Genomic DNA, 14,811 nt, shown 5'->3' on the forward strand with positions numbered 1-14,811 from the left:
TGCTTCCTCCCTTGTAAATAATATTGTTTGTTTCTATTTGATTAACGGAGGAGGGGATTAGAGTCCTCTGGTCCGAATAACCGCAATCGCTTTTCCTTTGACATCTTTTACATTGATACAGCCATAGATTCTGCTGTCTGACGCCTCCGGTCTGTTATCACCCAGTACAAATATCTGACCTTCTCCAACGGTGATTGGGAAGTCAACTCCATTTTGAAACTGTGTGGTGTCAAAATAAATATCCTGTGAAATCTGCGTAGCACCGTTAATCATCAAACCGTCTTTTGTTATATCTACGGTATCACCTGCGACTGCTACGACCCTGCCTGTGGTTGTTCTGCCATCTTTCTTAAATACTGCAATATCACCGGACACAAAACGCTTGTCCAGTCGATAATACATGACCAGATCACCATCTTTTATTGCTGGTTTCATAGATACGTCATTGATTCTCGCCATCCCGTACATAAATGTAAAAACAAGGATGACTGCCAAAATGATAAGAACAATCTTCAATAACAGCTGAAAGATATCTTCTCCCAGTGTCGTTTCCTGTCTGGGAAGCTGTTTCTCATTATTCTGTTCTTTCTCAACCTGTTTCTTTTTCATGTTTCATTCCTGCTTCATATCAACTTAGATAATCAAGGTATCCTTTTATGTACTGGTTAAAGTATAGCACTTGTTTTTTGCAAAAATAATACAGAGAATAGGAATATATTTTCACGTTTTGCTACAAAAAATTTGTAGTTATCGGTTTTCGCAAAAAAAAAAGAAACCATACCATAGAGATATAGTTTCTCTTTGAATTACAGTGTTTCTGCCATTTTGAATAAAACGATTCCATTTCTAACAGCCAGCATCTCAGCAGAATTCTTGAAATCAATGCCGGAAATATCTTTTATTTTTTTCAATCGCCCTGAAAGAGTACGATAATTTACATAGAGTTTTTCAGCTGCTTTATTCGCACTCTTATCACAGTCCAGATACGCCTGCAACGTTTCAATCAGTTCTCCATCATGTTCTTTATCATACCAATATAATTTCACAAGTGACTCTGGCACATATTCCATCAGTTCATCACGATTTTCGATTTTTTCAAAAATCTGGAAAAAACCGAGCTTAGAAAAATCGGCTACCGATATATTCTTATCACCATAGAGATATCTGAGCATATCCATATAGTCTATGATTTTCTTTGAATCCTTAAAAGATTTTTTCAAATCTCCATATCCATTAACAATACTTCCAATGCCAATCTGAAAATCCGTTGTCTTATTTCTGTGAAAAATCTGCTTCTGTACTGTCTGATATAATTTTTCCATTTCTTCCCGGAACCCTGCTTGTGTTTCCCCATGCTTAATTTCATGAATACACACAATCTGATTCAGATTCTGGTAAATATGTTCATCCGGAAGTAATCTCTGAATCTCGCCTTCTATCACTCCGATTTCTTCTAATTCTTCTTTTGTATAATAATCTTCGCTATTGCTTGAAATCGTATGAAAACTTACCACACAATATTGAGCTGTATCTTTCAATTTTAGCATTCTTGCAGCTTTACTCAATTCATCGCCCGTTAATAAACCATTAAGCAAGCTATATTCAATATCTCGTTGATATTTTTTTTCTATCTCATTTTTAGCATATGTTTCCATAAAACTATACTGTAAAGTAATAACAGCATTTTCCAATGCCATATAGTCCAGTATTGTTAATGGCATATTCACTTCCGTGACTACCAAATAAATTTCTGTTCGGCCTAACACATGTATTTTTGTAATATATTGCGTATGCTCTTTTCTCTGTTTTTTGTATTCAAATCTGGTAACAATATCCGGTTTATATTTCTCAACATTTTTCTCAAATACAAAATCAGACAGATCCTGCGTTGTGGACGCACAGCAAGTTAAGTTACTATAATATAACGCTACCGGATTATCAATCATGGAAGACAATAGAAACAAAATATTTTTAGTTGGATCTTCAAAATCCTCTCCATCCAATAACATGTTAGAAATATTGTCGTGTGTCAATTTGAAATAAATCAACCGTGCGATATTTTCATCATAGATCTGCAGAATAACATATTTTATAATACCCCAATAATACTCATCTTCCGAAATTTCTATCACTGGAATATTACGTTCCGAACAAAACTTTAATAAAATATCATAATAATTGACTTTCTGTACCATGTCCGGATGCTGCTTTATAATAAATCCACTGACCTGTTTCTTCTCCAGTTCATTCAAATGTTTCCGAAACTCTCTGTCCGTTTCTCCGAAATACACTTTCATATTTGTAAGAAGAAGCTCTCCTCCAGTCAGATATCTTTCCATATCTTCTATTTCGATAATTCGTATACCTTTAATTTCCTGATTCAGATTTTCTTTACATGTCACTAATCTCATATCAGGAAATTGTTTCGATTCTAATAATTGTTTTACCGTATAAGCCATTCAGCACCTCGTCAAATTCGTCTTTTGTTGTCTACTTTGGTTGTACCAGCATCTGATGTTGTGTTTTCAAAAGTGGCATAAGTATACAGTGTAATTATACCCCCCCCCGAAATTTTCTGTCAATTTCTTCATGCGTATAAAATGCATATTTTATATAGATTCAAATAAAAAAGACAGCTCGCATCTTTGTCGAACTGTCCATTACTTCTTCAGGCTGCGGATAAAAGTCATAAAAATTTCTCTTTCCTTCTCATCCAAGCCATCCCAAATCTCAAGTATTTCTTTTTGCTCTTTTGTCAGATCCAATCTGCTTTCATCATCTGAAAAAAATTGTGCGATTGTAATTTCAAATGCATCACATATTTTTTCCAGATTAGCCATCGTCGGCATACTCTTCTGATTCAGCATATTTCCCAGAGCCGTCTGCGTTATTCCTGTAAGCTGAGCTAACCTATATTTTGTATATCCTCGCTTCCGGCATAGTTCCGCAATTCTTAACGGAATATACTCTTCCACACACAAGTATATACACCTCTCTTCTAGTCTATGATACCAATATTGTACCTGTTGACCAGAAGATTTATTAGACATTTATTTATTGATTATATACTCTTGTGCACAAGACTATTCAAGTAAAAAAAATATAGCTGGACAGTCCACGATATTCAGTTGTTGCATATATTTATGATACTTTCTACGAGGAAATCTGTCAAATACATGTTGTTAAAAAATGATATTATAACTCAAAAAATCCTGATAGATAACTTTATCTATGCAGTTACCTATCAGGATGGGAATTTTATCTTACACCACGATCAGCTCCTCTCTCCGGCTTCTGTTGATATTGTCAGTATAGCAAAATAAGCTTTTGCAATATACATCCATAATAAAAAATTAAATCTTTATAATTCCCATTTTTGAGGAATAACACAAAATAAGGCCCAAAAGGACACTTTCCCTTTTGAGCCTATACACTTTATCAACTAACGTATTTTGCTTTCATTTTTCCATGTCTACACATGACATTTTTCTCTTAAATCGCATCCTATGATAGTTCTTTCATCTTGCTGATATCCTTTGCCTGCATTTTTCTTGAAGTGCTATATGGTGGTACCAGTTTTAAAGACAACCGTCCTTTTCTGATCATATACGTTTCACTTCCATCCTCCGCAGATCCTTTCAACCAGCAATCATCCGGATACTTCTCAGCAAAAGTCCGTAACCGTTTCTGCAAACTCTGATTGAAGGTATACACATCATAGAATCCGTCATCTTCATTGGTCAGAATAATCGTTTCTTTTTCACACTTTAACCTTCGCATATTCTACCCCCGCTTTCTTTCCATTTCCTGATCCAGGTATTGGGGTATCGGCTTTCCGGACCGGCGAGCAATAGCAATCTGTTTCTGATGGAGTCGCTTGATCACAGATCTTCGTTTCTTAGGTTTATTATCCTGTTCATTTCGGGAAGTCTGTTTGTTGCTGCGAGCATCAAAGGTCTTTTCCTGATTCCTCTTCTGATTATTCACCAAACCATCCACCATATCATAATTAGCTTCGGTACCGGATTCTCTGCTCCGTTCATAAGTGCCGTTCTGGTAGAACTTCTGGTAATGTTCCAGACGGATTTGACCATCTTGTTTTAACTGTTCGACTGAATTTAGCGGTGCCTGCTGTTGAATGTAATTATGGATCTTTTGTTTTGTTTTTTCGTCGAATTTCTTACATTCCTCGACAACCATTTTCCCATAGGCATCCAGGATAACACCTTGAGCCTGATCCCGGTATACTTGATGCTCCATCAGATAAAACTGTTTCCCGTCGATGATGATGGTGTCTGTTGCAATCCAGTTCCCTTTTTTTCCGTCAATTTGATAATTCTCAGTCTCCATAGTGATCAGTGCGCCCGATGTATTGATACGAATGAATCCGGCCAGATACTGTGGATAGTTCTCATCTACATAGTAGCAGTTGATTTCTCCATCCCTGTTCAGTACAAGTACGTCACTGACTTCGCATTGCTTTTTCATTCGTTTCCAGATGTCAGCGACTTTTTCTTCTTCCTGCATTTCATGAATCGAGATTACTCGGTAATTTTCGACAGTAATCGACACATTCTGCTGTCTTGCTTCTTGATATGGCAGATGCCACAGTGCTTTTCCTGCTGTCTGCTGATCTACTCGGTAGACTGCAAATTGATTAAGATTCATAGGCATCGTCCTCCAAGTTATTCAGATAATAATTCAGGTCCAGAGAATAGTAGTATTTGTCTTCGATCTGCTGTAATTTTCCAACTGTAGAATTGATGATCTCAATCATTTCATCATTCTCAGGATCACTTTCTTCCTGTTCCAAAACTTCCAAAGCTTCTTTCAGTGTTTGGATTGTTTCTTCCTTTGTGTGCTGCTGGAAGATAGCAGTAATAGTCAGTTCGTTTTCTTCCAAGTTTACATTTCTCATAGGCTCATTTCCCCCCTTTTCTTTTTCGGTATTGGTTTCATCTGTATATTCAGCTCCTTCTCGTTTTTTTCTTCGCTTATATTTTTTTCGTTATTCACTTTCTTATTGAATTTCAGTGGATTTTCCACATTTGGATGTCTTTCTTCCAAGTACTTTTCCACACGACTGATTGCATTTTGCACATAAGAATTTTCTCTAAATCCAGGAATCGAATTCAAAAATTCTTTCTGTATTTTTCCTTCAATCATCAGACTCTGCATTCCTTCATAATCACTTCCGTCTTTCAGATCAAAGCCAACACATTTCAGTCCATGCATACGTTCTGATGGGATTTTCTCATAAGCTTCCAAGGCTTCTGGTAATGTCAGGTCATAATGTACTTCACCCATTACAGGAAATTCAGCACATTCAGCCGCATAAAAGCTGATACATGTAAGATCATTTTCATAATCCACATTTTCTATTTCCGGGACAATATCGAGTATTTTTTCTCTTTGTGCTGCAAAGTCTGGAAGTTCTGCAAATCCAAATCGATCCACGTAATATGCCTGCATATCCCCACCACGGTTTGTAATGATAACATCATTGACCGACATAGAATGTGCTTTATAATCTGCCGGTGGATTATCGTTGAATACGGCATACAAATCATCCAGCTTTTCATTTTCATGTAATCTGCCAGAATAGACACATTTATAATTTGCTGCATCGATTGTAATGCCATCTTCTTTGACCATTGCCATATTCATAAATAAATGTTGTTTTCCCGGTGTGCCTTCATCCACATGGTAAATCGCATAGCGGTCACCATTACCTCTGAACATTTCTTCCTCTAGGGTATAATCAAACTTAAATGGATACAAAGCCCGATCAACTCTCTCCGAAATATCCGTTCCTTCTGCAATCGTATCTTCCAGCCAATCTTTGATATCTCCCCATGATTCAAACTGCAAATACCCGGCAATTTCATGTGTCCCATCCGGTGCCAGTACAATATGTCCCGGTTCGCTTTCCCGATAATCATAGCGGTATCCGGCTGCTTCCAGTGCATCTACCAGAATGCCGTATTTTTCATGTAATTCTGTTTTCTGTTTTTCTTCAAGAATGATTTCCAGTTCTTCTGTAAGCTGATCGATCATTTCACCGGCTGTCTTGCGGATCACATCCATAGATGCTTTCATTTCCTTCATTTCCCGGCTGCTGCTCCAACCTGCAATATAAGGAAAACTGTAATCCGATGTATCCAAACCAAAGGAAGAACACACACAGTAAGCAACGGATTCTGCTTCAACCTCTTTTGTCAGACGGTCTTTTTCTACACCCAAGCTTTCCATGATTTCCTTGTCATGCAGTTTAGCATGGGCTGTTTCATGAATAGCAGTCTTTAAGGTCTGACTTTCACTGAGCCCTTTTTTGATCACGATTTCCTTGTCTGCATTGTGATAATATCCATTGGCATTGCCATCGATCTCATCGAATCGAATCGGCACTGGGGATATTTTCTGAATAGCCTGCATGAAAGAATCAAAATCCTGTACAGCTGCAGTCAGTAATTCCGGTGCCAGTGTCTGGATTGGTTCCCCGGATGTCTGAGCAATATCAAAGACGGTAACTGCTTTAAAATGCGGAACTGTAACTTCCACCTGTTCAGTCTTAGGTTTTCCATCAGTTCCCATGATTGGTCGCTGATTTTCATCCAGAACCTCTTTTTCCTTCATTTTCTTATATGGTGCCGGTGCAATGATTGTAATTCCTTTTTCCCCTTTCATGACCTGTCTACCCATGGACTGCCAGTTTTTGTAACTGGTAACAAGCGTAGCATCCGGTCGCTGCATGGCGATTAGCATTGTATTATTAAAAGAATAATTGTGAAACTTTGCCATGGTTTTAAGAAATTCCTGATAGCGGTTACTTGTAAAAAGTTCTTCCACACCGGATTCCAGTGACTGCATAATGCTGTCCATATCTTTTCCCTGGACCGGCAGTGGAATAGTAGTAGTTTTATTTTGTTCTGTCATAATACTCCTTTCCAAAAACGCCCTACGACATTGTGTTTATGCCGCAGGGCTTTTTATTAGTTGACGAGATGATTATTTTTTATTAGAGTTCCATATCGTGCTTCTTTGTTTTCGGTTTCTGATCCGGCTGTTCTTTTCCAACTTTCTCTGTTTTTGCAACCTGCGCTTCTTTTTCTTTCTGACGTTCTGTGAACCTGTCTGCCTTTTCAAAGACGTGATCCTTTGTGTCAAAGTGATATACATCATTGGTAAGGCGTTCTGCTGGTGCTACCTGAGTGGCATTAACTTCTTTTACCATATCTCTTAACATTTCCGCATCCACTTGCCCGTCATCCGGCAAGATCAGCATTTGATGGATGGATGATGGCAAAATGAAGAAATCATTTCCCAGAAGTTCCCCCATGTTATCCATGAATTCCGGATAAAAGATCACACCGGCTCCATCAATTCTTTCTGTATTTGTAACAACAAAGAATGTCGGCATCTCGCTTGACTCCTGCAATGTTTCTAGCAGCATTTCACGTTCATCTGGTGTCAGCATGAGAATATTTTTCTGATATATTTCATCTATCAGTACACCTATACTTGATACCTCTGGGGCCATGACACGCGGTGAACTTTTCATAGCGTCTTCATGAATCTGCTCCTGTGTCACTCCATATTCCTTCATCATTTCATTTGTAATCAGCATGGAACTTAATCCATCCTGATTCTTGCCTACTGCCACATGATAGGTAATTGCAAGATCTTCCTTTAGCTGGTGTGGCACAATTTCGAGGACTTCCTTATTTGCTTCGGCTGATGACACACGGATAAACAGCTTGTCCTTCACATCTTCATAGTTTAAAATAGCTTTCAGATCAACCTGTATCGGTGCCTCAATAACTATATCTGCAATCTTTCTGCATACAGTTTCCATTGTTACGCCAGGCTGTGCTTTATATGCTTCATACAGCTGGTTAAGATTGATCGTCGGGGTAAGCATCTCACCTTCTTTTCTCACCATCAGTCCCGTATAGGCACGGTTCAGTTTATGACACTCCATCGTTGATACTTCTGCATTCTCATAATCCCTTGGTAAAAAGAGTTTGATATTGTCCTTTACTTCATTTACAAATTCATTAAAATTCATTCTTCGTTTCCTCCTCTAATCTGTTTTCTTATTTCTTTTTGCTTTTGTTTTTTGGTTTCTTTTTGGGAAAGGATAAAGAAAAATTCACCCTTCCGGTTTCATCTGCATCCATATGAAGATCTGCCTCAAAGTACATATTCTTCTTTCTGGAATACAGGTCTTTTACATGCACACATCCACTTTTCAGAAGTTCTGCAGCCATCTTTTTATCCATGGTTTTTTCCATGCTCTGCAGATAGCGGTTATCTTTCCAGAGAGCAAAGTGACAATCGTGGTTGCTACAATAGAAGTTGGTTTTGCTTTCATATACCAGGCTTCCACATACCGGACATGTTCCAATGCTTTCTCTGGTCTGAAATCTTCTTGTTTCTTCTTCGGAAATCGCATCGCATCCATTCAGCATCATGGTCAGCATGTTTTTGATCCCGGTCATAAACTGTTCCGGTGCAATCTCTCCATGCTCCATCAAGAGCAGCTGATTTTCCCATTCTGCAGTCATACTTGCAGATTTCAGAAAGTCTGGCAGGATCTCCACAAGGACTTTTCCATCATCTGTTGGAAGGATCTGTTTCCCTTTTCGGGTGGCATACTGGGAATAGATCAGTTTTTCGATGATACCAGCTCTTGTTGCCGGAGTTCCTAATCCTTTCTTTTCTGTGTCTTCATCGAATTCCTTATTTCCAGCAGTTTCCATTGCTGCAAGGAGAGTATCTTCACTGTATGGTTTTGGTGGCGATGTAAAATGTTCTGTCTTTTCTGCAGCTACAGCATAGAAAGTCTGTCCCTGGGTTACTTTCGGCATCCTCTCTTTCATTTCCTGATCCGGATCTACGATTGCCATGCGATCCTTATTCTTGAAGCAGTTTTCAAAGAGTTTCCATCCATCCTGCAACACAGTTCTTCCTTTTGCTTTGAAGATTTCTCCCTGGCATTCCACTTCAATCTCTGTTTCCTGGTAAATGTGATCCTTACTCATTGCCATGACCGTATGGACTGCAATCAGGAACAGAATCTTTTCTTCCCAGGATTTCAGTTCATCCAGATGGCTGGATGCAAGCTCCATCGTTGGGATGATTGCATGGTGATCTGTCACTTTGCTGTTATTCATGACTTTCTTCACATCTGGCTGCTCCGGCTGATCAAACGGACCTGTCAGCTGATATTTCTCATAAATCTGACGAACCACATTTCTTGCGGTCTGTTCCATATCTTCTGTCAGATACTGGCTGTCTGTTCTTGGATAAGTGATCAGTTTCTTTTCGTACAGGCTCTGAGCGGTATCCAGTGTCTGTTTGGCTGTCATTCCATAGATACGGTTTGCTTCTCTCTGCAGTGTGGTCAGGTCATAAAGCTTTGGTGCTTTTACTTTCTTTTCCGTTTCTTTTACTGAAGTGACAATAGCTTCATTTCCATGGCATCTGCTTCTTAACTGTTCCGCCTCATCCGGATCAAAGATTTTTGGCTTTACTGCCGGAATTCCGTCACAATCCAGTTCTACATTGAAATACTTTTCTTTCTGGAAATTGCTGATCTGTCCGGCACGTTCCACCAACATGGCAAGTGTCGGTGTCTGAACCCTTCCAACGGTCAGCTTTTTGAAGTACTTTGTGGTGTAAGCTCTGGTTGCATTCATTCCGACCAACCAGTCAGCCTGAGAACGGCATACAGCAGCTTCGGCCAGATGTCGGTATTCCTCTGCGGATCTCAGATGCTGCATTCCATCAAGGATTGCGGAATCTTCCAGAGAACTGATCCATAATCGTTTCACCGGCTTTTTACTTCCGGATAAGTCATAGACATGTTTGAAGATTAATTCTCCTTCACGTCCGGCATCACAGGCATTTACGACGTATTCAATTTCCGGACTGTTGAGCAGTCTTTTTAAGATATAGAACTGATCTTTCTTATCTTCTGAGACTGTAACTTTCCAGTCTTTCGGGATGATCGGGAGATCTTCATATCTCCACTGGTTAAATTTCTCATCGTAAGCATCCGGTGAAACATATTCGGCCAGATGTCCGAAGCACCAGCTGACCATACAGTCGGTTCCTTGTAAATATCCGTCTTCTCGTTCCTGTGCTCCAATCACTTCTGCGATTGCTCTTGATACACTTGGTTTTTCTGCAATTACTAAATACATGATGTATTACCTCCTTCATATAACGAAACGGAGAGAGCATGTTTTACAGCCCCCTCCGCTAAAAAAGTTTATTTATTTTTCATTTTCTTCAAAATCTTCGTCTTCAGACTCTTCCTCATCCGGAACTTCTTCCAGTCCACCTGTTTCCAAACCTTCCGGCTGATCATCCTCATCTTCCTCTTTTTTAGGTTTATAGATCTTGAAGTAGTAGTAAGCTGCCACACCGCCGAGAGCCAAAATCAGGATTGTTGCCATTGCACCCATATTGGTTTTTGCAGATGCTGTTTTCTCCGGATCAATGGTAGCTTCCTTGTCTACATCCTCATTATTTGTTTCATCCAGCACTACCTTTGATTTATCTGGCTGTGGTGTTACGACAGTAGCAGTGCTGTCTTTATCCAGAAATTCGGACAGATCATTCTCATCAATCTGGGATAACATATAGACATTCTGTGATGTGGCACTACGGTCGATCACGATATAGAAAGTGTTGTTATTCTTCGTTGTAACCGTAAGAAATTCCTTTGTGGAATCATCGGTAATGTCATCCTTGACTTCACCATTGCCAGGTGTCGTAAATGCAGTTCCCTTGTCTGTTCCATCTTCCGGCAGCACCTCGTTTGTGTTTGTCGCCTCGTCCTTTTTCTCTTCTTTGTCTGTTGACTGTTCCGTCTGAGTTGTCTCTACTTTGGATGCCTCTGCCGATTCATCCACATAGGCAAATGCTGTGGTTGATGCTGTAAAAAGCATCATGACTCCCAACAGCAGTCCTGCCATTTTCTTATTCATTTTCTTCCATTTCACCATTCTGATATTCCTCCTTATTTTCTTCTGTGAATACAAAGGAGCCTGAACCTTCATCGTCAGACTCCCTGCTTACCTGAAATTTAACTTTTCCACTCTGGATACCATCCAAAAGATCATATAACTGATTATTATCCATCTTCATACCACGGATGCACCTGATCATCTCATTGTCCTCTTCCTGCTTTAATGCAGCCTGGACACCCCTAAGATATTGCTGCAGATCCGCGATCTTTTTCTCTGTCTTGGCAATCTCATCCAGATATTTTTTTATCTTTTTATTCAAACTTTCACCTCCCTTCGTTCACCCCTTTATGGCAGTCTTCCAAAGCACATGAAATGTTGCTGCCAGTAGGATGTGCTGATATTTGAGTAATGGATCGGATCCCCGCAATGGATCATCATATTGTTACCGACATAGATACCCACATGGCTTGCACCAGATGTGTTATACGTTCCCTGGAAGAAGATCAAATCTCCTGGTTTTGCTTCTCCCGGTGATACATAAGTACATGCACCTCTTAATCCTTCCGCGGTCAATCGTCCATAGTTCCAGCCATTACCACAGTGATTAATGACATAGGATACGAAACCTGAGCAGTCAAATCCAGATGGAGAGTAGCCACCCCATACATAAGGTACTCCCAGATATTTTTCTGCTTCTCGGATCATCCGGGCAAATTCTTCATCCTGCAGTGCTTCCGGTGGAATCTCATAACTCATTCCATTACCGCCTGATCCACTGGTCACATTGTTTACATCCCACAGATAATTTCTGTTTCCATAGGTCGTATTTAATGCATTGTAAATGATCAGCTGCTCTGCATTCAGATTGGCTCTTGCCACAGCATCAAAGCTTCCATTTGTCAGTGTCACATATAGAATCTTCTTAGTGCTGGTACTGGTAACCGTTACTTCCTGACTGCCATTGTCATCTGCGATATAGGCTTCCCAGGTCTGGTGTCCATGAGCAGAAGCGGCAGCATGGTTATCATAGTAAACGTCAAACTGCACACCATATCGTGCAAAGGCTCCGGTATCCTCAACCGTGTATTCCACACCATTCATTACTACCTTAGTTCCAATCGGCACAAATGGATTGGATGCATCTACAGCAATGGTATGGTTTGCAGTAGGATATGCCCCACTGGCAGTTGGACCTCCGGACCATACACCACAACAGATTCGACAATTACAATATCCGCTTGTCACTACCTGTCCCAATGATTCTCCAACGCGAACATTTCTAGTTTCTGTCACCGTTTCTGTTCGACCTTCTGTATTCAGATGATATTGTGCTTCAAAAAGAGATTGCAGCTCGTTTTCAACATCTGAGTACGTCCAGTCCCCATATTTTGCAGTAAGATACGAGATAAGATGGTATGGATTATGACCAATCTCAGCAATGTTGTACTGATACTCGTCATAATTTGGATGTCTTCGTTCCATCTCATTGATCTGCTGATTCAAGGCACTTTCCAAAGCAGCATATTGATTTTCAGCAGCATAAATATCCTCGTCTGAACTTGGATACGTTGTAATACCGATCACAGATCCAGCACCCTCGATAGAAGCACTGCAGCTTCCCAGAGATACCGCTATGACAAGAAAAAGAAGCGCAAAAATACCGATGCCTGCGAACATGGCACGATTACGCTTTATGATCTCTTTCAAGGCAATCTTTGCTTTTACCGTCATGTTCTCGACACCGGCAATGGTTGTTGCTCCACCTAGACTGCCAGCGGATTTTCCGGCTCTGGCTGCCCGGTATGCATCCTTATATCGTTTTTTCTGAAAGAAGCGGTTATAGAAATGTCTCTTTTGTTCGGCTTTCTTTACCGTTTCTGCATTCTTGACTCCTTCCATACTTTCTGCAGAACCAAATTTCAGTTTCTTTTCTACGGCAGCCTCACGATAACCTCTGCGATGGGTTTTCACATCCGTTCGTTTGCTTCGAATCTGAGCATGACGCAGACCACGTAACGCAGCTTCTGTTTCACGCTCTGCAAGTCTGGCACTTTCCACACCTGCATTTTCATCTGTTTCTTCCTCTTCGGAAGAGACTGCTTTCATACCAGATATAACAGCTTGTGTGGCAATGTATTTCCCGGCTGTCCCTCCCGGTTTCATGCCAGCACCTTTCACCATCTGATTTCCTTCATCATCAAAGGATAATCTTCCGGCTTTTGCCTGTTCTTTGGTCATCTGTTTTTGCAGCTGTTTCTTCCGAATGGATTTCTTTTGGCTGTTCAGATTGTTATCATCATCCGGGATTTTTTCATGGCGATGCAGTTTCTTTCGATATCCGGATACTTTTTCTTCCGGTGTAACTTCAACTGTATTCTCAACAGCTTCCTGCCGGACAGAAGATTTCCGGATTTTTTCCATCTGCAGTCGTTTACCTTTTCCCGATTTTGAATCTTCATTCTCAGCCTTTTTCCGTTCCCGTTCAGGAACAAATTCTTCTTTAGTTTCCGGTCGCCCACGGCTCCTGTGACTGATATCTTTTACACTACCATCATGGAGATTTTCTTCTGTCAGACCATCTCTGGTCATCTTTGCGACCTTTTTATCTTTGCCTTTAAATTCTTTTCCAGCTATAGGTCATCACCTCCTGGCACAACTTTTCTTTCTGTACTCATTCAGTTCCTGGCGTCCTATAATCGGGATACCAGGATAACCATCTGCCTGTGTCCTGATTGCCGGAGAGCTTGCCTGAATATGAAATACCCAGTTCAGCTCACTCGGATCTCTTGGCCAGAATCCATTGATCAGCATGGCTTCCTTGAACTGGTTATTGTACAGATGGATCTGGGTTCGTTTATACAAAACTTCTTTCAGATCATCACTGGTAAGATGTGGGTAGATCTTTTGTGCCGGATAGAAATTCCAGAATACCCAGTCAAGGATAATATTCTGTGTTTCCAGCGGAAGCTCATACAGATGATGATCGTCATTAACTGTATGAACACGGTATCCAGGCTGCGCATTTTCCAGATTTTTCATCTGAATGTAAGGATTATCCTGGTTCCACTGCCTGATTCGGATCTTATCGATTTCCTTCATGTTTTTCCGCCTCCATTTCTTTCTCTCGTTTTTCAACTTCTTCCGGTTTTGTAGTCATCAAACTGTACAGCTTCAAGGTCTTATCGAACTTGTCCTTAAATGGAATAATTGTTGTTCCATAGAAAAGAAGTCCTTCTCCTTCCCCGGAATTCGTCACATAAGACAACTGATATGGGGAAATATTCAACTGTTTTGCAAGGATCTGTCTGTCACCTGCCGCCTGGTTCAGCATCAGGATAAAATCACTGTTCTCAAAGATATTTTCAATTTCCCTGCTGGCAAGAAGATCTTTGATATTCTGTGTGATTCCAGTCGGTACGCCTCCCCATTTTCTGAATCTCTTCCATATTTCTACGGAATAAGCTGCTGTCTGTTCTTCTTTGAGCAGAAATCTCGATAGGTCAGACGCTTTCACGCCTTTCGCCCCGAGCCACACCGTGCAAGCAACTTTCATTGCACACGGCGTTCCATGGGATAAGTCTTTATTGCTAATACAGTTACTTCAAAGTCTGGTTAATTGTTATAAGGTTAATTGCTTCCAATCCTGCTTTAGCTCTCCATTTGTTGAGCTTTGCAATCTTGGCAGGTGCCCTACAATCGAATAAATCGATGAGGGACTTGATGATTTTCACGTCATTAGAATAGATAAGGCTCTTTATATCTTTGTGTACGATTCTGAGGTTTGCATATTCATCCGTACCACCTTGGCTTGGTGGATTAAGATATATGCATT

At 40.3% G+C, this 14,811-nt stretch carries 13 protein-coding genes and 2 pseudogenes; all 15 read right to left on the bottom strand.

Going from position 1 to position 14,811, the window contains the following annotated elements; all coding sequences use genetic code 11:
* Nucleotides 1-57: 57 nt before the first annotated feature.
* Entirely contained in the window at nucleotides 58-609 is a 552-nt protein-coding gene (lepB, locus tag BLP57_RS13775; protein WP_092072499.1) for a signal peptidase I, read from the bottom strand.
* A 197-nt stretch (nucleotides 610-806) separates the two neighbouring features.
* Nucleotides 807-2,459, bottom strand: coding sequence for a PucR family transcriptional regulator (locus tag BLP57_RS13780; RefSeq protein WP_092072502.1), 1,653 nt, complete (start codon nucleotides 2,457-2,459; stop codon nucleotides 807-809).
* Nucleotides 2,460-2,660: 201 nt separating this feature from the next.
* Nucleotides 2,661-3,050: a helix-turn-helix domain-containing protein gene (locus BLP57_RS13785; RefSeq protein WP_004842237.1), complete on the bottom strand. Its 390-nt coding sequence runs from the start codon at nucleotides 3,048-3,050 to the stop codon at nucleotides 2,661-2,663.
* Nucleotides 3,051-3,504: 454 nt separating this feature from the next.
* Nucleotides 3,505-3,780 (bottom strand): hypothetical protein, encoded by a 276-nt coding sequence (locus BLP57_RS13790; RefSeq protein WP_004843816.1) that lies wholly within the window; start codon nucleotides 3,778-3,780, stop codon nucleotides 3,505-3,507.
* Nucleotides 3,781-3,783: 3 nt separating this feature from the next.
* Complete coding sequence (locus BLP57_RS13795) at nucleotides 3,784-4,668, bottom strand: DUF4316 domain-containing protein (protein WP_092072505.1); 885 nt, start codon at nucleotides 4,666-4,668, stop codon at nucleotides 3,784-3,786.
* Nucleotides 4,658-4,918 carry a transposon-transfer assisting family protein gene (locus tag BLP57_RS13800; RefSeq protein WP_092072508.1) on the bottom strand — a complete coding sequence of 87 codons (261 nt, stop codon included), beginning with the start codon at nucleotides 4,916-4,918 and terminating at the stop codon, nucleotides 4,658-4,660. Before BLP57_RS13800 ends, BLP57_RS13795 begins: the two co-directional genes overlap by 11 nt.
* Entirely contained in the window at nucleotides 4,915-6,936 is a 2,022-nt protein-coding gene (locus tag BLP57_RS13805; RefSeq protein WP_092072511.1) for a YodL domain-containing protein, read from the bottom strand. Before BLP57_RS13805 ends, BLP57_RS13800 begins: the two co-directional genes overlap by 4 nt.
* A gap of 82 nt (nucleotides 6,937-7,018) precedes the next feature.
* The gene (locus tag BLP57_RS13810; RefSeq protein ID WP_092072514.1) at nucleotides 7,019-8,068 is read right to left on the bottom strand and encodes a DUF5688 family protein; all 1,050 of its coding nucleotides are present in this window, start codon (nucleotides 8,066-8,068) and stop codon (nucleotides 7,019-7,021) included.
* A 28-nt stretch (nucleotides 8,069-8,096) separates the two neighbouring features.
* Complete coding sequence (locus BLP57_RS13815) at nucleotides 8,097-10,208, bottom strand: DNA topoisomerase 3 (protein WP_092072518.1); 2,112 nt, start codon at nucleotides 10,206-10,208, stop codon at nucleotides 8,097-8,099.
* A gap of 72 nt (nucleotides 10,209-10,280) precedes the next feature.
* Nucleotides 10,281-11,015 (bottom strand): CD1107 family mobile element protein, encoded by a 735-nt coding sequence (locus BLP57_RS13820; protein ID WP_005334804.1) that lies wholly within the window; start codon nucleotides 11,013-11,015, stop codon nucleotides 10,281-10,283.
* Nucleotides 10,990-11,298, bottom strand: a complete 309-nt coding sequence (locus BLP57_RS13825; RefSeq protein ID WP_055195012.1) for a DUF4315 family protein — start codon at nucleotides 11,296-11,298, stop codon at nucleotides 10,990-10,992. The genes BLP57_RS13820 and BLP57_RS13825 overlap by 26 nt, the downstream gene beginning before the upstream one ends.
* A 26-nt stretch (nucleotides 11,299-11,324) precedes the next feature.
* Nucleotides 11,325-13,568 (bottom strand): C40 family peptidase, encoded by a 2,244-nt coding sequence (locus BLP57_RS13830; protein WP_092072521.1) that lies wholly within the window; start codon nucleotides 13,566-13,568, stop codon nucleotides 11,325-11,327.
* A gap of 51 nt (nucleotides 13,569-13,619) precedes the next feature.
* On the bottom strand, nucleotides 13,620-14,078 hold the full coding sequence (locus tag BLP57_RS13835; RefSeq protein WP_055183032.1) for a hypothetical protein: 459 nt from the start codon (nucleotides 14,076-14,078) through the stop codon (nucleotides 13,620-13,622).
* Nucleotides 14,062-14,481 (bottom strand): annotated as a pseudogene (locus BLP57_RS13840) (VirB4-like conjugal transfer ATPase, CD1110 family); the annotation flags it as partial. The gene BLP57_RS13835 and the pseudogene BLP57_RS13840, both read right to left, overlap by 17 nt.
* Before the next feature lie 94 nt (nucleotides 14,482-14,575).
* Nucleotides 14,576-14,811: pseudogene (locus tag BLP57_RS18085) on the bottom strand (hypothetical protein); the annotation flags it as partial.

This window comes from Blautia sp. SF-50 (genome assembly GCF_900101315.1).
Lineage (GTDB): Bacteria > Bacillota > Clostridia > Lachnospirales > Lachnospiraceae > Blautia_A > Blautia_A fusiformis.

Bases quoted from the DNA above. Each gene is read 5' to 3' on its own strand.
- BLP57_RS13800 (WP_092072508.1), bottom strand. From the start codon at position 4,918: ATGAGAAATGTAAACTTGGAAGAAAACGAACTGACTATTACTGCTATC.
- BLP57_RS13780 (WP_092072502.1), bottom strand. From the start codon at position 2,459: ATGGCTTATACGGTAAAACAATTATTAGAATCGAAACAATTTCCTGAT.
- BLP57_RS13820 (WP_005334804.1), bottom strand. From the start codon at position 11,015: ATGGTGAAATGGAAGAAAATGAATAAGAAAATGGCAGGACTGCTGTTG.
- BLP57_RS13815 (WP_092072518.1), bottom strand. From the start codon at position 10,208: ATGTATTTAGTAATTGCAGAAAAACCAAGTGTATCAAGAGCAATCGCA.
- BLP57_RS13795 (WP_092072505.1), bottom strand. From the start codon at position 4,668: ATGAATCTTAATCAATTTGCAGTCTACCGAGTAGATCAGCAGACAGCA.
- BLP57_RS13790 (WP_004843816.1), bottom strand. From the start codon at position 3,780: ATGCGAAGGTTAAAGTGTGAAAAAGAAACGATTATTCTGACCAATGAA.
- BLP57_RS13810 (WP_092072514.1), bottom strand. From the start codon at position 8,068: ATGAATTTTAATGAATTTGTAAATGAAGTAAAGGACAATATCAAACTC.
- BLP57_RS13785 (WP_004842237.1), bottom strand. From the start codon at position 3,050: ATGTCTAATAAATCTTCTGGTCAACAGGTACAATATTGGTATCATAGA.
- lepB (WP_092072499.1), bottom strand. From the start codon at position 609: ATGAAAAAGAAACAGGTTGAGAAAGAACAGAATAATGAGAAACAGCTT.
- BLP57_RS13830 (WP_092072521.1), bottom strand. From the start codon at position 13,568: ATGACCAGAGATGGTCTGACAGAAGAAAATCTCCATGATGGTAGTGTA.
- BLP57_RS13835 (WP_055183032.1), bottom strand. From the start codon at position 14,078: ATGAAGGAAATCGATAAGATCCGAATCAGGCAGTGGAACCAGGATAAT.
- BLP57_RS13805 (WP_092072511.1), bottom strand. From the start codon at position 6,936: ATGACAGAACAAAATAAAACTACTACTATTCCACTGCCGGTCCAGGGA.